This window comes from Grimontia sp. NTOU-MAR1 (genome assembly GCF_035758505.1).
GTDB lineage: Bacteria > Pseudomonadota > Gammaproteobacteria > Enterobacterales > Vibrionaceae > Enterovibrio > Enterovibrio marinus.
The window spans coordinates 1,504,721-1,524,443 of the sequence record NZ_CP142109.1; the positions used below are offsets into that span (position 1 = coordinate 1,504,721).

Below are 19,723 nucleotides of genomic sequence, written 5' to 3' on the forward strand. Positions count from 1 at the left end.
GGTCAGTAAAGTCCGCAGTCCTTTAAAGGCACTTCCAAGGCATTGCTTTCACCTTTGGCTGGTGCTCCCACCATTTCGTCATACGCGCTTTCGTGACGGAGAACCATTTCCTTCGCTTTTAGGTTTTTACAGCACTTTTGAATTTCAATCAGCGAATGGGTTCGAAGGAAGTTACCGTCGTCATAACACACAAAGTGCTCTTCCTCATCAATGATGACAGAGGCTTGGTATAAACACAGATCCAGAGAATGGATAATCAACTTATCGATAACAAAGTATTTTTCGAGTTTGGTGAGTGGTGTTTTCATGGCGGCCTCCTGTAATCAACAACAAGGTTACGAGGGACTTTGTTTTATGGTTCAAAAAAAACGGCGACCTCTTGAGATCACCGTTTTCTGGATGTTTTTGAGCTTACTGGCTATATGTACTCGTCGATTCCTGGTGAATCCCGCCGATCAGCGCTCACACGGCGATCATACCCTTGGTAGTTGCCACGTTTTTTGCGTCGATCTCTACGATCACGTCTATCCATGACATAGACGCCATTTACCAATTTTGTGTCCGCCACAATGGTTCTGTTTTCTATGCCTTGATGTGGCTGCATTTTCATAATTGGAAATTCTACTGTAGTTACTCCGCAAGAGAGAAATACCCCTCATAACGCTTCTTTTATAAAGAGACCGGTGAAAATTCAACCTCCCTTCGGTCAGAGTATTTATCAGTCTCACCAAAGCATCGATTTCTCATATTTTAAACAAAAGAGTATTGAGTGTTGTGTCGATAAATCAAGCAAAGCGACTGATCAAATAACGCTTTGTCCGAATGCACTGAGCACCAAAGAAACTGCACGCTCGGCAGAGATATTGCCTTTATCTAGGAAGGGGTTGAGCTCAACCAAATCCATCGAAGTCATCAGCTTGGTCTCTGCGCATTTTTCCAATAGTAAATGTGCCTCTCTGTACGTCACACCGCCCGGAACTAAGGTGCCTGAACCCGGCATCACTTCGGGGTCGCAACCATCTACATCGAAGCTGACATGAAAGCCAACCGTCCCTTTAGTCACGATTTCTATAACTTCGTCGGCGACACGGCTCATGCCTATCTCATCGATATCGCGCATGCTATAGACTTTGACCCCAGACTGTCGAATCAACTCGCGTTCTTTTTCATCAATATCCCTAACGCCCACCAGCGCAACGTTTTCGGGTTTGATTTTTGGATTATCACTTAGGATATTGGTGAAATCTTTATCACCGTAACCCATCAAGTGTGAGAGCGGCATGCCATGAATGTTACCTGATGGAGATATACCTGGAATGTTCATATCAGCATGAGCATCAAACCATACTAGCCCCAGTTCTTGATTCTGCTGTTGGTAGTAATCAGCAATACCCGATATCGATCCAATCGCCAAAGAGTGATCTCCCCCAACAACCATTGGAATGTTGCCATTGCTGAGCGCATCTCGCGTGACCAAAGCCAAATCACGACACACTTGCAGGATTTCGCTCCGAAATCGCATGTTTTCTTGCATTTGAGAAGGTCTCGATTCCTTGGATGGAACCGCGACATCCACCTCTTCCGAGATGCTGTAACCTAACTTTTTTAGTTTCTCACCTAAGCCAGCAATACGCACAGCAGAAACACCGCCATCCGTTCCCCTGCGTGAGGCCCCCAAATCTACTGGGACGCCGATGATTTGAATTGATGTAGATTGTCCATTTTCTTTCATAAGGGAGACCCTCGAAACGATCGTATTGGAATGAGGAGTATTAATTCACTCCTTCGAAGAATATTGATTGCCAGTGTGAAAGGGCTGCGTTCTTTAACAGTTACCATCGGCCCGTAACATTTATTTAACATGACAGTATTTTGAGTATAAGTAGGAGGCAGGAAAGAAAGCGAAGAAGAGATCACTGCTAGCAATAGTGATACGCTGTTCTCGCTAGAGACACACGCTGTACTATGTTGAACTTTCAACAGTTTTGGTTATTTAGTTGCGAAAGTTTACGGCGAAAAGAAAAATGGCCAGTATTAATCAGCTTGATGCCTCGCGTTTTTCGCTTCATCTTCTCGCTGCTGAATCACTGATTTCAGGAAGCTTGCTTTTCATAAAAGATGGCAATACTACGACCTTCACATTTATCGTTATAACGCGCATGCCACTGCTTTCCGTAGGTACCTTTACGAAGCAAACGATTGAAGCACATGACAGCCAGCAGTGCCCGGTAACCTTTTCTGTTTTATTCGCCAGAAATGCAGCCTTAAAAATAAAATTTCTCACCTATAGAGGCCAACAATTTCATCTCACCAGTTTCATGATGAGGCAAGGAACGGTGTTGACCAGGTTCAATACCGTGGAAAGCAGACTTCATAATCTGCAAAATATCGCCGTGGGCGACGAGAAGAATCACCTTGTTCTCATATTGGGTTTCGAGATCTGTTATTAAGCTTACTGAACGTTCGCGCACGCTCATGGTGCTCTCAACACCATTGACGCTCTGGTGAGAATCCTGAAAATCTTTCTCCCATACATTTTCATAGGCTGAAGACGAGCGTCCCTCCCACTCACCAAAAAATCGCTCGCGAAGTCGAGTGTCTTCGATCGGGGCCGGAAGTGAAAGAACACTCGCCACAATACCTGCCGTTTCTTTCGTACGTTTAAAGTCTGAACAAAAAATCACATCTATCGGCTTGCCATCGTATCCTATTGCAGATTCCTTCGCCTGAGTTTGCCCAAGCGGTGACAACCCGTAATTCAGGCAACCAATCTCAGGGTCACTGACCACGATATCAGCGACGTTTGCTTCACTTTGCCCATGGCGCATAATGAGGTAAGTATTCTTGAAAACGGTCATTCTTCCTTCCTTAGTGAAAACTCAAGCAACCTTACGTTGGAGATTCATTGTTATTAAAGTTTGGCTCCGCTCTTTTTGGCGATTCCGTTTGGGTATTTTTAAGTCGGCTGGTTCTTAACTCGCCCGCTTGATCCAAGATAGGGTATGCAATCGACGTAAAGTGAGAGTTGATACGGATTAAATCTCTCAATAAATCCAAATATAAAGAGCTGCCAGCAATAACGGTAATCGTTTGATCACGGAGTCCTTTTTGATGAGCCAGTATTGCTTCGCGCTCAATGTTTTTTACTACGCTCTTCTGTTCAATTAACGCACGCGCATTGTTCACATCACCGGTGAGTAGCACGCTGAAAGCGAGTTCCATATTACGGTAAATACAGGTCTTGAGTTCATCAATCGCTTTACGCTCATAATCAGGCAAGAGAATATTTTGTTGGATAATTTTATTGATGACTTCTGTCATGCTGTATTCGAGAATGTCGCCTGCATGCTCCAGATTGGTCGTATAAGACGAAATGCGATAGCAACGGCGGCGATACTTCTTGGGGATGTCCTGACGACTGAGCTCCGTTAAATAGAGATTTATCTTCTCGTAGTACTCATCGACCAAATCATCCGAACGCTTAATATGCTGTAACTGTGCAGAGTTACGAGTGTTCAACGCCTCAAACGCACCATCAAGCATGCCTCTCAGCAAATCCCCCATTCTCAGCACCTCACGCACAGTATTCGACAATGCCACTGAAGGTGTATGAAATGCTTTTCTATCCAGATAACGGGGTTTGTTGTCTGCCTTATCCAAGGTATTCGCTGGTACCCATTTTTCGAGTAAACGTGCACAAGGCGTCACCAAGGGCAAAAATGTCATCGTCAACAATATGTTGAAAAAAAGGTGGAAGTTAACAAGTAGTGCTGCGGGCTCATCAGACGCAAACAACGCTGTTGAATTCAGTACATCCAGCAGAGGCAGAGTAATCACTACACCGACGGCACGGAAGCCCAAATTCCCCAGCGGCACCCTTCGAATTTCTGGTGTTGCGTTAACCGTATTCATCACCGCTGGTAGGGCTGCGCCTAAGTTTGCCCCTAAAATCAGCGCCATTCCCCCTTGCAGCGTAATCACACCAGAACCAGCCATTGCCACAATGAGCAAAACGGTTGCAAGACTCGAATGCACCAGAAACGCAATACACATACCGACGATGACAGCCAGCATAGGCTCATCGCTGAGCGCTCCCATCAAGGATTGAATTGCCACAGAATCGCGCATAGGAACTGACGTAGAAACGATGATTTTCAACGCTAGCAACATAATGCCAAGGCCAATCATGATTCGGCCAATATGCTTGATTTTATCCTTCTTCCCTGAAGACATGACTATAAAACCAACAAATAACAGCACAGGGGCGAGCCAACTTAAATCGAATGTCAGGAGTTTAGCCACTAGAGTGGTACCAACATCCGCACCAAGTAAAATCGCTAAACCACTTGCTGTTGCCAGCCCCTGGCTACCCAATGAACTGGCCAATAGCGCCGTGGCAGTGCTGCTTTGTAGCAGGCATGTCACTCCAAGGCCGACACCAAAGCCGCGCCAACGGTTAAACGTCGACCGTCCTAAACTACGGCGGATCCGTCCACCGAAGGTTTTCAATACATACTCTTTGACCAGCGCAAGACCAAACAGCAGCAGTGCCACGCCTCCCAACAAATTAATTAATACAGATGTTCCTGTCATTCTTATATCACCTAGCGCACGACGCGCGTGTTTTCACTTCTCGCTTTCACCTCTATACCCATACATCTTGAGCATTCGCTTATTTATAAGGTAATCAATATTGCGCTTTTGATCAACAAATGAACATTTATATGTTCGTACGCTCATTTTATGTTGGCAATTTGTTAAATTTGATCTTAGATTGAAATGAAAGTGGAGATGTGAGCAGTTATGACGGTAGCAACCAAACTCAAATCGAAAACAGAGATTCGACGCGAAAAGATCATCGAACTGACACAAGCGCGCGGCAATGTATCTGTCGAATTACTCACGGAAATGTTGGGTGTGTCATCACAGACCGTGCGTCGGGATCTCAATCAATTGTGTAGTGAAAATCTGCTTCGCCGTCGTCACGGGGGTGTGGAGTGTTTCGAACAGCAGTTGAATGCGCCCTATGACCTTCGCGCCGCAACAAATCCAACTGAGAAACGCGCTATTGCTAAAGCAGTGGCTGATGTCATTCCTGATGGCGCGACGGTGTTTATTTCTATTGGTTCAACACCAGCCATTGTGGCCGAAGCACTGACTGCAAAATCTGGCTTAACGGTGATGACCAATAATCTCAATGCCGCCATGGTGCTGAGTAATGAGCCAAGTAACCGCATCATCATTCCCGGTGGAGAGGTACGCATGCCAGACAGGGACGTACTTGGCGAAGGCGTGCTTGAGTTTTTTAACAGTTATCGCGCTGAGTACGGCATTTTTGGCGTAGCCGGCGTTTCAGAAGACGGAGGCATGTTGGATTTTCATGCCTCCGAAGTGAGGGTTCGCGAAGCCATTCGCACCCATTGCAAAACGTCCATTTTAGTCATGGACAGTACTAAGTTGACGCGAACAGCCCCTGCCATTGGCGGGAGTATTTTCGACGTAGATTTGATCATCATGGACCAACATCCCGGCGATGACTTTTCAGCGCTGAGTGACCGTGTCGGAGACCGTTTGAAGTTAGTGGGAGGCGACGCTTCATGAACACAGAACCCTTTGTTTCGTTCGATAACATCGCAAAAAGATGGAACGGACAACTTGGTGTTGAAAACATTTCCATCGATATCCCAGAAGGCGCATTTGTTGCCCTTCTGGGTCCCTCTGGTTGCGGCAAATCTACCACGTTGCGATTACTGGCTGGCTTAGAGATCCCTGATGAAGGGGCTATTCGCATTGAAGGCACCGACGTGACTGAAATGGCACCTTCAGCAAGAAATCTTTCCATGGTATTCCAGTCTTATGCACTCTTCCCACACTTATCTGTGGCAGAGAACGTCATGTTCGGAATGAAAGTGCGCAAAGTCCCCAAAGATGAGCGTTTGAAAAAGCTTGAGAATGCACTGCGTATTACCGGACTTCTTGGTTATGAAGAACGCAAACCCGGGGAGCTTTCTGGTGGGCAGCGCCAACGTGTGGCGCTCGCTCGCGCGATTGTTGCTGGGCAACCGCTTTGCCTGATGGATGAACCGCTCTCCAACCTGGATGCCAAGCTACGCCATTCAGTTCGAAAAGATATCAAAAAGCTCCAGAAAGATTTAGGAATGACCGTGGTATACGTCACCCACGACCAAACGGAAGCCATGAGTATGGCTGATCTGATCATTCTGATGAAAGACGGTCACATCATGCAGACAGGCACGCCACAGGAGCTCTACAACGTCCCCCAAAATACCTTTGCCGCTGAATTTATCGGTGCCCCACCAATGGCATTGATTGATGGCGACGTTATTCCTGGCACTGAGCACGCACACAAAGTGGGTCTTCGCACTGAAGATGTGGAGTTGGTAGAGGCAGGCCAAGGTCGAATCAATTGCACCGTTTCTGAAAGCGAATACCTGGGTGATGAAACCCATGTGCTGCTTGATCACCCCAAAGCCAAAGGCTTAGTGGTCAAACTTCATGGCTACTCGTCATTGGAAGAAGGAAGCACCGTAGACATAACCTTTGAGGACAGTGCTCTGCACTTCTTTGACGGTGATGGAAAAAGAATAAATTAACAAGGAGTGGAACGGCTTTGCTCGACACTAAACAGAAAGCTGATTCCGAAATTTAATACGTAACCAATGGTGAAACTATGAAGTTCTCAAAAATAATGAGTTGTGCCTTTGCCGGTGCGTTTACACTCGCGTCGCAATCCGCAATAGCAGCGACAGAACTGAACATGTACTACCCCATCGCTGTAGGTGGCGCACTAACAAAAGTGGTCGACGGAATTGTTGATGACTTTGAAGCGCAAAACCCAGATATCAAGGTTAACGCTATCTACTCTGGTAACTACGATGACACCCGTGTTCGCGCTTTATCTGCACTAAACTCTGGCGAGCCTGCACAGTTGGCCGTTATGTTTTCTATCGACGTGTACGACTTAATTGAGCAAGATTTGATCTCACCGTTTGATGACCTGATGCAAGGTGACGCCGACAAAGCTTGGTTGGCAGATTTCTACCCTGCATTGATGGAAAACGGCCAGGCGGAAGGCAAAACCTGGGGTATACCATTCCAGCGCTCGACCATTGTTGCTTATTACAACAAAGATATGTTCCGTGCCGCGGGTCTTGACCCTGAAAAGCCGCCGACAACCTGGGATGAGTTGGTCGAGGTGAGCAAAAAACTCACTAACGACGACACCTACGGCATCATGATCCCGTCCACTGGCTACCCATATTGGATGTTCCAGGCATTGGCGATTCAGAATGGCAAAAAGCTGATGTCTGATGATGGCCTCACCACCTACTTCGATGATCCAGCTGTGATTGACACACTGAAATTCTGGAAGTCTCTTTCTCAGGAGCATGGTGTGATGCCAACAGGCACTGTCGAATGGGGCACACTTCGCCAAGCTTTCCTTGAGGGCAATACCGCAATGATGTGGCATTCAACCGGTAACCTGACGGCAGTCAAAAAGGCCGCGAAGTTCGACTTTGGTGTCGCCATGCTGCCAGGCAATGTCCGTTTAGGCTCACCAACCGGTGGCGGCAACTTCTACATCTTTAAAGACACTTCTGACGAAGAAAAAGCCGCAGCCATGAAGCTCATCAAGTTCATGACTTCACCAGAGCAAGCCGCGAGGTGGTCAATCGCGACCGGTTACATGGGTGTGTCGAAAGGCGCATACGACACCGAAGCGCTCCAAGAATACACGTCATCGTTCCCACCAGCGTTGGTTGCACGCAACCAGCTTGAACATGCGGTTGCTGAGTTCTCCACTTACGAAACCGCGCGTGTCCGCGAAGGTTTGAATAACGCGATTCAATTTGCCCTGACCGACCAGAAAACGCCGGAAGCTGCGCTTGAAGAAGCTCAGAAATCCGCGAAACGGCTCCTGCGCGATTATCAATAAGCACGTCTCCCCCACCTGACTCAGGTGGGGGACTCTCTGGAAGTTGAGCAGTACTATGAATCATTACGCTGAAATGGAGCGCCGCAGACAGCACATGTATGGCTGGCTTCTGCTGACTCCCGCTGCCATTTTACTGACGCTTTTCGCGTTCTACCCTTCGGTAGCTACCCTGTGGGAAAGTCTATTTTCCAAAGGAACGCGTCGTCGCCCTTCAGAATTTACCGGGCTGGAAAACTACTCGGATCTGTTTAACGATCCGACCTTTTGGATCGTCGTCGAAAACAACCTTTTCTATGCCGCGATTACCATTCCGGCGTCGATCGCTATCGCACTCATTATGGCGCTTTGGGCTAACTCAAAAATATCGGCCAAGGGCTTTGTCCGCACCGCGTATTTCACCCCAACCGTACTGCCCATGATTGCCGCTGCGAACCTTTGGCTGTTCTTCTACACGCCAGATTTGGGCGTACTTGACCAAATCGGCGCGCTGTTTGGCTTTGAATCAGTCAACTGGCTGGGTAGACCTGAAACCGCGCTTTGGGCGGTGATTATTGTCACCATCTGGAAAGAAGCGGGATTCTTCATGATTTTCTATCTCGCTGCTTTGCAGACCATTCCTGCAGACTACAAAGAAGCCGCAGATATTGAAGGCACCAGTCGCTGGACTTACACACGCCGCATTGTGTTGCCACTACTGATGCCCACCACCCTGTTTATTGTGGTCAACGCCATGATTAACTCGGTGAAGTTGATTGACCACCTGTTCATTCTGACCAAAGGTGGGCCGTCCGACGCGTCAAAGCTGATCCTCTACTACATCTGGGAAATGGCGTTTGCCTTCTTCGATGCGCCACATGCTGCTGCCATGACTGTGCTGGTGCTGATAGTACTTGGGATTGCAGCGGCGATTCAGTTCACTTATCTGGATAAAAGGACGCACTATCAATGAAATTTATCGAAAAGTATCTCGATACCTTTGGTGCGCTCCTACTGGCCGTCATTTGGATATCGCCTCTAGTGTTTGCCTTTTGGGCTGCATTTCACACCACATCAGATGCAGTGAATTTCAACCTGCTCTCGGGTTGGACACTCGATAACTTCCGCGTCGCATGGGAAGGTGCGCCTTGGATTCAGTACTTCATCAATACGTTTTGTCTGGTGACCGTGGTTTTGATTGGGCAATTCATCATTACCACGCTGGCGGGCTTTGCGTTTGCACAGGTGTCATTTCCGGGTAAAGACTTCGTCTTCATTCTGGTCTTGCTGCAACTGTTCATTCTTCCAGAAGTGCTGATCGTCGAAAACTACGCAGTCACGTCCAAGCTGGGCCTGTTCGACACTATCTTGGGTGTGGGTATGCCATACATGGCCAGTGCATTCGGCATTTTCCTGATGCGCCAGTCCTTTAAATCGGTGCCTTATGAGTTACATGAAGCAGCCAGCGTCGAAGGGTGTTCGCTGTTTGGCATTTTGATGAAAGTCTATGTGCCCCTCGCAAAGCCGACTTATCTCGCGTATGCACTGGTTTCTGTCTCGACCCACTGGAACAACTTCCTGTGGCCCTTGATTGTGACTAACTCTGACGATACCCGACCACTCACCGTGGGTTTGTCGATATTCGGAGCGCCGGAAAACGGCGTAGATATTTCCGTGATTTCTGCTGCGACAATGATGTCGGTTGCACCACTACTGATCGCGTTCTTGATATTCCAGCGTCAGTTCGTGCAAGCGTTCTTGCGTGCAGGTATCAAGTGAGGAGGGCGCTATGACACGAATCATACAGCTGACAGACACGCACGTTGTCTGTCCTCCCAACAAGGTTTCCGGCGTGCTCGACACGCTGACCTTGTTTGAAGAGGCCATCACTAAGATTGAGCAGGACATAGAGAAGCTTGGACATGTCGATGCCATCATCGTGACTGGCGATATCACTGACCACGGCGACGTCGAGAGCTACGAAGCCTTCAAGTCTGTAATAAGGCGTTTGGGTATTCCCTATTTCGTGATACCCGGCAATCATGATCTTCGCTCTTCTATGCATCACTGCTTTGAGAATCTGACACCAGCGACCAGTGAAGAAATCAACTGGGTGAAACATTTCCCAGACCTCGACATCATCGGTCTGGATACCGTAATTCCAGGTCAAGGCGGTGGTCGTTTATCTCCCACTGCTTTGGCTTTTCTGGAACATGCATTGACGCGTCACCCAGATAAACCCGCCCTAATCGCCATGCATCATCCTCCTTTTGCATCCGGTATTCAGTTTATGGATGCCATTGGCCTAGAAGGCGCAGATGAAATGGCAGAGATTCTGGAGAAATCACCCCGTGAAGTGCGGATTATCTGCGGCCATCTTCATAACAGCATTGTTAGCACAATAGGTGGAGCCACGGTCTTGTCCTCCCCCGCAACAGCGAGTTCCTTTTTGACGGATCATCGAAGTGATGCGCCTGTAGGTTTTACACAAGATCCCGGCGGCTATATGTTGCATGAGTGGAATAAGGGGTTCCGAAGCACCTACCTTACACTGGCTTCTTCGGGCCAACTTTATCCTTTTTGAACCACTCTCCTACAAAGCCCTCAACTCTCACGCTAAAGCGATGACAAATCAGTTTTAGCGTGCTATCCCCTTGATAGAACTTATACCAATCGTAGTAAATATCTGCTCATCCTAGCTTGTTAAAATGCTCAATAACTGCGTTGAAAAATTTGATTGTAGAATAACTACTTATCGAAATTTCCCGCCTTGTTCTCGAGCATTTTTCCTGCGCTATTTCTGATCAGCTACCTACTGTGATTGGTTTTACATTCAGGTATGAGGATTTTCAATGTCACCCAAACCGCTGCTTTTTATTGTTGAAGATGACACCAAGCTTCGACAGCTTCTGGCTTCCTACTTCCGTGAGCAGGATTTTGACGTAAGGGAGTTTGATCACGGTGAAAGTGCCATTGGTGCAATCCTTTCTGAACAACCCAGCATCGTTATGCTAGACCTGATGCTGCCGGATATCGATGGCCTGACAATTTGCCGACAGATTCGCCCACAATTCTCCGGTAAGGTGTTAATGCTCACGGCAAGTGATGACGATTTCGACCATGTCGCCGCCCTAGAAATTGGGGCTGATGACTTTGTCACCAAACCGATTAAACCCCGCGTACTGCTCGCTAGATTGCGTGCGTTACTGCGCAGGGAGGGTTCAAGTAGTGAAATGCCAGAAACGTCAAAGCCTAAATCCGTCAGCGTATTAACGTTTGGGAATTTGTCACTCAACAAGGCAAGAAAATGGTGTGAATGGTCTGGTGAGCACATTGCTCTATCAGACAGTGAGTTCGACCTCTTATGGCTGCTCGCCGCTTCTGCAGACGAAGTTTTGTCGAGAGAAACACTGACACTCGCTGTTCGTGGCATTGAATATGATGGACTGGATCGTACTGTCGATAACAAGGTCGTCAGTCTTCGAAAAAAACTGGGAGATAACCCCTCATCACCCCATCGGATACTGACAGTGAGAGGGAAAGGCTATCTCTTTGTACCGGACGCATGGAAGGAATAACAAGACCAGGTTAACTATGTGGCGTATCTATATCGAATCCTTTATCGGACTGTTTGTTCTTTTTATTGTCAGCCTTTTCGCGTTTGACTTGTTCGTCTATCAGCTGAATACAGATTACGACTATGTCCTTGAGGACATGCAAGCAGCAGCAGTACAAGATTTAATGGCGAATTTGTCAGAGCATCAAGATGATGAAGCGCTCAGGCAATTGGTTGCTGACTACGCGCAATCCACGGCGAACAATCTAAACCTCGTGCCAATGAATGATGCCCCCGAAGAAGTAAAACGATACTTTTCAGGAAGCGATATCCCGCATTCCTATTCCTTTCACGATGAAGACCGGGGACTTTGGCTAACACTGCCGGATTCAACGAACTACTACCATTTTGAGCCAAATACTAATGACGTAGTCAGACAGAATATCGAGTTCAGCGACTCCCTCTTCTTTGTGTTTATCTTGGGTGGTTTCCTTGTTTATTCAACTTGGCTCATTTGGTTTCTCAGCCGCAGAGTTAGGGTGTTACAAAGTGTAACGGCCGACTTTGCTAAGGGGAATTTAAACGCCCGAGCACCAACAAATAGTGGGAGTAAAGTCGGAAAGCTAAACGATAGCTTTAACGAAATGGCTGACAAGATTTCGCTATTGATAACCAGTAACCGCTCATTGACACAAGCCGTTGCTCATGACCTCCGCACGCCCATTTTCCGGATTCAATGGCAGGCAGAACTCATCAAGGAGGAAGCTCAGTCAGAGGAGTTGCGAAAAAAAGTCACCAGCATTATAGAAGACACAGAAGAGATGGAGCAGTTGGTCGATGAGTTGCTCTACTTTGCCAAAATTGGTCGCCAGGATAGATCACTGACGAAAGAAGCCTTCCTTGCCTTGTCCTTTATCCAGCATTTGGTTGAGCGACTACCCAACCGTGAAAATCGTGAAATAGAATTGGTTATCGAGCCTGATATCTCACTTCTGGCTGATAAACCCTTGTTGAAACGCGCTATAGAAAACATTTTAACGAATGCAGTGCGGTATGCGGAATCAACCGTCAAAGTCATTTGCCAACAAAACGGAAGATCATCCCAGATCATTGTTGAAGACGATGGCCCCGGGATCCCTGACGAGTATCGCGAATCCGTTTTTGAGCCGTTTTTCAGTGTCGACCCTTCCCGGAACAAAGCCAATATGGGTCATGGACTGGGTCTTGCCATTGTTAAACTTATTGTTGAAAAACACGACGGGCATGCCGTGTTCGAAGAAAGCGCAAAAGGAGGAGCCAAACTCATTGTGACCATTCCAAACCAAAGACCCTGACAATCGCTGACAAACCCATGACAAATTGATTCTATTGTCAGTTAGCCGAGTTTTGTACGGTGTTCATTAAGCGCACAAACAAGGACAGAATCATGAATAAATCTGCATTACTCTTTTCCATTCTCGCCGCTGCACCTGCGGTACAGGCAGCGAATCAAACTTATATTCTTAACGGTAACATCTACAGCAAGCAAAGCAGTTGGATAGCTGAAGCAGGCGTAGCTGCCACCAGCGACCTCTACAAAGAGCAAGATCACTCAGTTGTTCCACTCCTTAACTTTGGCTACCACGGCGAAGACTTCAACATCGACTTCAGTGGTGCAAACTACCGCTTTTATGGAACCGACGGTGATCTGGTCAATCTAGGTGTTCATCTCACCAGCGCGGGGATCGGTTACGATGACGATACCTCGGACTTCCTGAAAGGTATGGATGACAGGGACGTCAGTGTTGACCTCGGATTAAATGCTGATTTCCAAGTTGGTACCGGCGTGATTTCTACCTACTTCCAGCATGATATATCTGGCGCTTACAAAGGCTATCTGGCGGGTGTGAGGTACTTCGACATCTTTTCCATTGGCGATGCGGATTTGGTTTCCTTCGCAGGGGTGATGTTCCAGAGTAAAGACTTTGTGGACTACTACTTTGGCGTGCAGCCAAAAGAAGCACGCGCCAACCGACCTGAGTACACGGGCAGCAGTTCAGTCGCTTATGAAGTAGGTTATAAGCTGATTTATCCTATAAGCGAGAACTGGAACCTGACCCAATCCACTCAATACACAGAATTAGGCAGTGAAGTTGCTGACTCCCCTATCGTTGACAGCAAACACCAATGGCTGGTTGGTGCGACAGTCGCCTATCACTTCTGATCAAAAAAGTCTGACGACATCACATCGTCAGGCTTTTCTTCATTGTTTAGTTTAAGGTTAGGTTCTAAACCGAAGCACCATCAAACACATCAAATGGCAACTTGGTTGTATCGATACCATCAAGGCAGCCGAGATTAACCCGGTAGTGTCCTGGTTTCCTAAGAGTTTGGTGGAAAGGATAAATCCCACAACGGTTACAGAAGTGATGTTTCGCCGTACCACTACCAAACGAATAAGTCGCCAGCACACCTTCTGCTGCTGTGATACTTATGGCTTCCGGTGGCACGGTAAACGCGCTCATCAATGCCCCTTTCTTCTGGCAGATTGAACAATTACAGCGTAACCCTGATTTAATTTCATGCTCTTCGAATTCAAACGTCACTGACCCACAGTGACAACTTCCTGTGTATTTCATGCCTTTCTCCCAGCTGTACTTATGATTGTTTTTGATCTTTATCAGACTAACACGCCCTCCTGATTATTTTTCAATCAAGGATTGTTAAGTCATCTGACAACTGGACGAACCAAAATGCTATGCTGGATAGGAAATCTTTAAGGAGATAAAAATGAACAGAAGAGTTGTCATTAACGGCAAAGAAATCTCCAATCCGGTTGCCATCTTGGCGCTTCAAGCTGGCGCATTGATCGTTGCTGCATTGGTCATCGCTTTTATTTTCTTTGTGATTCTTCCATTAGTCGGCCTGTTTATCGGCTCAATTTTTATTGCCGTGATTACCTTCTTGGTGGTCATTGCTGTCGCAGTGATAATCGGGATCTTCAGCAGCGTGATATCTGCTTATCTTTCCGATCTCTTTGGTGGTAATAAGCGGTAAATTCATTTCTCCTTTTTTATCGGGCGCACAGTCATCTATTGCTTACTCGGTTGAGACTCCATGTCACAAGTAACCTAATAAGTGCAGCCGATAAACCAGCATAGATAGGCCTGCTGTGCTGGCCTATCTATCGAAGCGAACATCTATACCCAAGTATCTTCAGGTTGTTTGGGTATACGATCACTTCCCGTCAAAAGAAGCGTTACTCCGTGGTGCTTTTTATTAATCACTTGAAATATAGAGATACCGATTATCAAAGGGAAATATATATTACTTCAATCTCAAGATATGTTATTATCATCAGCATAATTACAGATACAATCATCACTGGTGCGGCATTAATATATTTTTACACTACAATAATGTTTATTAACTAATTTAATTTTTCATACATTCAAGCTCTCAGTTTTTATTCAAAAATGTTCCAGCGAAAAAATAGTTTGCGATACATACCTATATTCCTTTTCCAAGGCCAACTTAGGAAAGGAATTAATAATGAAAAAATTGATAACGCTTATTCTTGCCTCTGGTGTCGCAATGCCAGCATTTGCCGACCATAATGTTATCGACGGTATGGACTTTGGTCCCCTAGCCTCTCTTGTCGGTACTTGGAAAAGTGTTGAAACAGGAGTTGTTGATGTTGCTCCCGCTCAGGAAGGTGCTGAACAAGGTAAAGGCGCACCTGCTGTCACCCCATTCTACGAAACCATCACTTTTGAAGTAGCTGCTGATGCAGTTAACGCGAGCGATCAAAGTCTCGTTGCTCTTTACTATAAGCAGGAAGTTTTCCGTAAATCAGATGGCTCTAAGTTCCACGACCAGCGTGGATACTTTATTTACGATCAGGAAAACCAAATCGTTCATAACTCGTTCTGTGTTCCGCGTACAACTTGTGTAAATGCAGAAGGTGTAGCGGGTAAAATAATGACATTGAAAGCATCAGCACGCGGTATTGCTGAATCAAGTTACATGACAGAAAATTCAACCACGACTGGTTTTACCATGACCATAAATATCAAAGACGACAAGTTGATATATTCTCAAAATACCGCTCTGAATATTTATGGTAGTGATTTCTCGCATACTGATAGCAGCACATTATATAAAACAGCTGAATAAATAATAAAGCCAGCACTAATGTGCTGGCTTTTGCATTTGGCGGGTTTGATTCATGGTTCTCGAACCTGCCGTTCCATAGGTGTTGATATCGTATCGATTGGGTGAATAACCGCGTTGCTTACGGTACTGGGTATCTAAGCTTCTTAGGTTGATACCGTAAGATTGGTTGATTCGTTCCACGACCTCATTGATCTGAGACTGCGGTGCATTCTGGGATCTGAGGAAATAATAAAGGTTGATGGCTCGTTGCTCATCCATAACTCACCTCCTCTTTCAGTGATGAGGTAAGTATAGATTTGAAGTTGAGCTTTGATAATCCACTAAATTAGGAACAGATTATTTCCCAGGTGTAATAATCAATCCTTAAACTGCAACTCCTTCATTTCCATGACAGCTTTCACATCAGCACAGTACTCAGCGGTAGGGCGAATCAGTAATCTAACCAAACCTATCGGCTCACCCGTTTCTAGACAGTAGCCATAGGTACTCAATCGAATCCGCTCGAGCGAGAGTTGAATTTTCGGCAGCAGCTTCTGTTCTCTTTCCACGATTCGAAGCGCCAAAGCCGATTGCTCTTCTGACGTCGCTCGATCACTGGGGTCGCTGAAATCCATAGGGCTCACCATTTGTTCTGTCGCCCCTTCAATGCGCGCCCGTGTCGCTTCATGTAGATTGATCAATCTTTGTTTAAAGAAAGCTAACTGATCGTCGTCCATATACTTCGATTCCGGTTGTTTCAGAATCTCTTCTTCCGTGAGTATCTTTGTTTTTGTATTCATAGCGTTTTATCCCCCTGTTCAAGAAGTCCTCAACCAAACAGTTATTACCCTGTTGCTTCCCAATATCTTGTCACGGTGTCCTAGTTGAACTCTGCGCAATAAACACTAACTTCTGGTGGAGACGTCCAAATGGCTCTCAAGGATAACTTTCTAACCCCTAGGAACTTTAGATTCTTGCTCTGGCAGATTCTCGCTCGCTTTTTGGCTGTCACGCGGCTCATTTTTTAATAAAGCAAAGGTCAATGCGATCATGCCTATCGCCAGTGCGTTGATGGAAAAACCGACCCTATAAGCCACTGGGGTGTCGATCACACCATCCCATATGGAAACGTAAATCGAAATGCCTGTTTTAAAGTAGAAGTCTGGGTAGTTAGGGAGAAGTGTCACAGACTGCATCAAATAGAAGAAGATGAGCATCCATTTACCGAGTTTATTGTTCAGTAAAACAAAAAGGCAGGTAACGTAACCAAAGAGCAGGTAGGCAAGGTAGTCGGCTCTATAAGCGAAATACTCGTCGTAGATGGCATATTCATTGAATGACGCCATCAGGAGCAATATCAGGGTGATCGCGATAAGGAGTATCTTTGATTTGTTCATAGTAGGTACTGCATTAACGAACAACTCATCCGATATTATCACCGCCGATCCTGTCCTCCCCTGCTCAATAATGGGAAAGCCGATAATGGCGGCTTATATGTCGTTTAATGCAGGCGTCGAGTCGCGCACCACTAACTCTACGCCAATGAGCACCTTATGATTGCTTTGAAACCCTTCTCCGTCTGACTCCAGACTGATTCCTAAAAGGCGACATGCCTCATGCGCCAACGATTCGGCACTCACCCTTACTGTTGTTAACGAAGGAGCAAGCAAGCGACTGTCATCCAAATCATCAAAACCCACCACCGCAATGTCTTGACCAGGCCGCAGGTTTCTCTCGCGAAGCGCCCCATAGACGCCATAAGCGACCACATCGGTGAAACACACCATCGCAGTGATTGAGTCGTCTTTATCGAGTAACTCGTGGGTGAATTCCTTGCCTCCCAGACGCTTGGTAGATCCTGGCAAAATGTCACCGTCTTTGATGGCGACGTTTTCTTCTGCCATGGCATCGATAAACCCTTGTCGGCGTTCTTGGTAGTCAGAGATGTTTTCAACACCGCCCACAAATGCGATGCGTCTGTGGCCCAAAGCAAGAAGGTGTTTTGTCGCCATGTAGCAGCCCTGCCTGTTATCAGGCATGACAGAGGGTGCGCCTCCCCCGTCGATTTGCCGCATCATGGTGACGATCGCACTGCCATTCGACGCAAGTGATTGCATCCATTCCGCAGAGGTGTCAGGAGCCGGAACAATCAAATAGCCACAGACATTGTATTCTTTTAGCGAGGCGACGATAGATTGCTGACGCGATAAGCTTTCATTGATGTTCACTATGATGGGTGTCAGACCTAACTCATCAAGACGTGTCTCTAGCGCAATGATCACTTGGGCCAAATAAGGGTTGGCTAGGTCATTGGCAATAATGGCGACCAGTGTGGACGTTTTACTCCTTAAACCCGCAGCTTCTCGGTTATAAACGTAACCAATCTCATCCATTGCCTCTCTAACACGAGCGCGGGTTGCCTCAGCCACGCCTTTCGCATTTCGAATGACCAGTGACACTGCTGATTTAGAGACGCCTGCCCGCTTTGCAACATCGATCACTGTCGGCTTTTTGTTTCTTGCATTCTCTTTTTTAACCAACACTTTCTCCTGACAGGTATACCCAAACAACCCGAAGATGCTTGTATTGAGAGGTCATATCTATTTGATGACATTAAGGATATCTGAAAGATGGATAGTTGCAGACTCTCAATTTCAATACTCTCTCTTCACTTAAATATACACAAACAACTGGAACGTTCCAGTTGTTTGTGTATATTAATAATAAATCGCTCAATAAATGTTCAACAAAAGATGACGCACTGACATTCCGATCAACACTGTCCTCGGTTGATGCCGAAGAAAGGACGCGATGCCAAATGAAGGAGAGCAACTATGGCTTTATCCAAAGAAAACTTGCCACATCAAATCAAAAATTTAAAAGCAACGCTTCGCCAACAAATCCCTGATTACAAGGAGAGGTTCAAAGATATTCAGGAAGCAGTGCGTGAAGATGTTAAGCGCATCAAGTCACTAGAAACGACCAGTAGTGCCGTCCCAGTTTATGCATTTTCTCAAGTTCAGGCGCAGGGCCAATTTAACATCCAGCAGCGCAATGCTATTCATCAGGCGGGCTGCTGTATCATTCGAAACACGCTGCCTACTGAAGAAGTTCAGAAAAAGAATGACGAACTGTCGGACTACATTGTTGGGAACGGTTATTACGAGCAAACCACGGATGTTGAAGACAATTATTTCAGTCAGCTGAAATCTGACAAACCGCAAATCTTCGGTATCTATTGGTCAAAGCCTCAGATCTGGGCGCGACAACATCCGAATATGGCTGCTATTCGACAATACCTTAATGCCCTTTGGGTGTGGCAGGAGAACGGTGAAACCTACTTTGACCCCACAAAAGACGTCACATATGCAGACCGCGTTCGCCGCCGTGAACCGGGCGATACCACGCTGGGTCTATCTCCGCATGTGGATGCAGGGTCCGTTGAACGTTGGCTCGACCCAAGTTACCGAAAGGTATTTGAAAAAATATTTGGCGGAGACTGGCGTTCACATAATGCCTTTCATGGTGCACACCGCATCAACGTAGAGGAGTTTCCTTCTCCCGCGGTTTGTAGTGTTTTTCGATCTTTCCAAGGGTGGCTGGCACTGACGTCGCAAGGCCAAGGCGATGGCACCTTAAAAGTCGTGCCTTCCATACTCACTATGCCTTACATCCTGCTGAGAGCGCTTCAAGATGATGTGCCCGAAGATAGCTTATGTGGTGCAGAACCATGTCGGGCACTCACCGTTTCAGAGCAATGGCATAGCGATCTGTTAGAGGGCTTAGTGTCAATTCCAAAAGTGAATCCTGGTGACACGGTATGGTGGCATCCGGACACTATTCATGCGGTCGAAGATCAGCACACAGGCGACGGTTATAGCAACGTTCTTTTCATTGGTGCCGCGCCTTCATGTCAGAAGAACATCGACTACTCACTAAAACAAAAGTCCGCTTTCCTGAAGGGAGAAAGCAGCCCTGACTTCGCCGCTGAAAACTATGAAGTGAATTACCAGGACCGGGCCGTTGAGAGTGACCTCTCTGCGCTGGGTAGACAACAAATGGGCTTTGACGTCTAACACCACGCTGTTTAGCGCCTAAAC

21 protein-coding genes are annotated in these 19,723 nt (G+C 46.6%); 12 read left to right on the plus strand and 9 right to left on the minus strand.

Features of this window, described 5'->3' with window-relative positions:
* Window positions 1-2: 2 nt before the first annotated feature.
* From VP504_RS24920 to VP504_RS24935, 4 genes are all read right to left on the minus strand, one after another.
* Window positions 3-308 carry a DUF6482 family protein gene (locus tag VP504_RS24920; RefSeq protein WP_325894695.1) on the minus strand — a complete coding sequence of 102 codons (306 nt, stop codon included), beginning with the start codon at window positions 306-308 and terminating at the stop codon, window positions 3-5.
* A 494-nt stretch (window positions 309-802) separates the two neighbouring features.
* Complete coding sequence (gene rocF, locus VP504_RS24925; protein WP_062714670.1) at window positions 803-1,732, minus strand: arginase; 930 nt, start codon at window positions 1,730-1,732, stop codon at window positions 803-805.
* Between the two features lie 532 nt (window positions 1,733-2,264).
* Window positions 2,265-2,858 (minus strand): histidine phosphatase family protein, encoded by a 594-nt coding sequence (locus VP504_RS24930; protein WP_325894696.1) that lies wholly within the window; start codon window positions 2,856-2,858, stop codon window positions 2,265-2,267.
* A gap of 31 nt (window positions 2,859-2,889) precedes the next feature.
* Window positions 2,890-4,593 (minus strand): Na/Pi cotransporter family protein, encoded by a 1,704-nt coding sequence (locus VP504_RS24935; protein ID WP_325894697.1) that lies wholly within the window; start codon window positions 4,591-4,593, stop codon window positions 2,890-2,892.
* Window positions 4,594-4,803: 210 nt separating this feature from the next.
* On the opposite strand from VP504_RS24935, the gene VP504_RS24940 reads away from it, so the two are divergent.
* The 9 genes from VP504_RS24940 (at window position 4,804) to ompV (ending at window position 13,692) form a co-directional block, all read left to right on the plus strand.
* A complete protein-coding gene (locus VP504_RS24940; RefSeq protein WP_325894698.1) occupies window positions 4,804-5,601 on the plus strand; it encodes a DeoR/GlpR family DNA-binding transcription regulator in 798 nt (265 codons plus the stop codon).
* The gene (locus tag VP504_RS24945; RefSeq protein ID WP_325894699.1) at window positions 5,598-6,614 is read left to right on the plus strand and encodes an ABC transporter ATP-binding protein; all 1,017 of its coding nucleotides are present in this window, start codon (window positions 5,598-5,600) and stop codon (window positions 6,612-6,614) included. Before VP504_RS24940 ends, VP504_RS24945 begins: the two co-directional genes overlap by 4 nt.
* Before the next feature lie 77 nt (window positions 6,615-6,691).
* Window positions 6,692-7,957: an ABC transporter substrate-binding protein gene (locus VP504_RS24950; RefSeq protein WP_325894700.1), complete on the plus strand. Its 1,266-nt coding sequence runs from the start codon at window positions 6,692-6,694 to the stop codon at window positions 7,955-7,957.
* 55 nt (window positions 7,958-8,012) lie between these two features.
* Entirely contained in the window at window positions 8,013-8,906 is an 894-nt protein-coding gene (locus VP504_RS24955; RefSeq protein WP_002538861.1) for a carbohydrate ABC transporter permease, read from the plus strand.
* Window positions 8,903-9,712, plus strand: coding sequence for a carbohydrate ABC transporter permease (locus tag VP504_RS24960; protein ID WP_062663977.1), 810 nt, complete (start codon window positions 8,903-8,905; stop codon window positions 9,710-9,712). The genes VP504_RS24955 and VP504_RS24960 overlap by 4 nt, the downstream gene beginning before the upstream one ends.
* A 10-nt stretch (window positions 9,713-9,722) precedes the next feature.
* Entirely contained in the window at window positions 9,723-10,517 is a 795-nt protein-coding gene (locus tag VP504_RS24965) for a phosphodiesterase (protein ID WP_325894701.1), read from the plus strand.
* Window positions 10,518-10,785: 268 nt separating this feature from the next.
* Window positions 10,786-11,511 (plus strand): response regulator, encoded by a 726-nt coding sequence (locus tag VP504_RS24970; RefSeq protein WP_325894702.1) that lies wholly within the window; start codon window positions 10,786-10,788, stop codon window positions 11,509-11,511.
* Window positions 11,512-11,527: 16 nt separating this feature from the next.
* Complete coding sequence (locus VP504_RS24975; RefSeq protein WP_325894703.1) at window positions 11,528-12,823, plus strand: ATP-binding protein; 1,296 nt, start codon at window positions 11,528-11,530, stop codon at window positions 12,821-12,823.
* Between the two features lie 92 nt (window positions 12,824-12,915).
* On the plus strand, window positions 12,916-13,692 hold the full coding sequence (gene ompV / locus VP504_RS24980; protein WP_325894704.1) for an outer membrane protein OmpV: 777 nt from the start codon (window positions 12,916-12,918) through the stop codon (window positions 13,690-13,692).
* Between the two features lie 64 nt (window positions 13,693-13,756).
* On the opposite strand, the gene VP504_RS24985 is transcribed toward ompV, so the two are convergent.
* Window positions 13,757-14,107 carry a GFA family protein gene (locus VP504_RS24985; RefSeq protein WP_325894705.1) on the minus strand — a complete coding sequence of 117 codons (351 nt, stop codon included), beginning with the start codon at window positions 14,105-14,107 and terminating at the stop codon, window positions 13,757-13,759.
* A 151-nt stretch (window positions 14,108-14,258) separates the two neighbouring features.
* Here VP504_RS24985 and VP504_RS24990 point away from each other — a divergent pair, with 151 nt between their 5' ends.
* Window positions 14,259-14,525, plus strand: coding sequence for a hypothetical protein (locus VP504_RS24990; protein WP_325894706.1), 267 nt, complete (start codon window positions 14,259-14,261; stop codon window positions 14,523-14,525).
* A gap of 495 nt (window positions 14,526-15,020) precedes the next feature.
* Window positions 15,021-15,644: a heme-binding beta-barrel domain-containing protein gene (locus tag VP504_RS24995; RefSeq protein WP_325894707.1), complete on the plus strand. Its 624-nt coding sequence runs from the start codon at window positions 15,021-15,023 to the stop codon at window positions 15,642-15,644.
* A 15-nt stretch (window positions 15,645-15,659) separates the two neighbouring features.
* On the opposite strand, the gene VP504_RS25000 is transcribed toward VP504_RS24995, so the two are convergent.
* From VP504_RS25000 to VP504_RS25015, 4 genes are all read right to left on the minus strand, one after another.
* Window positions 15,660-15,902 carry a hypothetical protein gene (locus VP504_RS25000; protein WP_002538849.1) on the minus strand — a complete coding sequence of 81 codons (243 nt, stop codon included), beginning with the start codon at window positions 15,900-15,902 and terminating at the stop codon, window positions 15,660-15,662.
* A gap of 98 nt (window positions 15,903-16,000) precedes the next feature.
* Complete coding sequence (locus tag VP504_RS25005) at window positions 16,001-16,423, minus strand: TraR/DksA family transcriptional regulator (protein WP_325894708.1); 423 nt, start codon at window positions 16,421-16,423, stop codon at window positions 16,001-16,003.
* Between the two features lie 150 nt (window positions 16,424-16,573).
* Window positions 16,574-17,020, minus strand: coding sequence for a hypothetical protein (locus VP504_RS25010; RefSeq protein ID WP_325894709.1), 447 nt, complete (start codon window positions 17,018-17,020; stop codon window positions 16,574-16,576).
* Between the two features lie 93 nt (window positions 17,021-17,113).
* Window positions 17,114-18,166: a LacI family DNA-binding transcriptional regulator gene (locus VP504_RS25015; RefSeq protein ID WP_325894710.1), complete on the minus strand. Its 1,053-nt coding sequence runs from the start codon at window positions 18,164-18,166 to the stop codon at window positions 17,114-17,116.
* 291 nt (window positions 18,167-18,457) lie between these two features.
* Between VP504_RS25015 and VP504_RS25020 the strand changes: the two genes are divergently transcribed.
* Window positions 18,458-19,699, plus strand: coding sequence for a YbiU family protein (locus VP504_RS25020; protein WP_325894711.1), 1,242 nt, complete (start codon window positions 18,458-18,460; stop codon window positions 19,697-19,699).
* Window positions 19,700-19,723 lie beyond the last annotated feature (24 nt).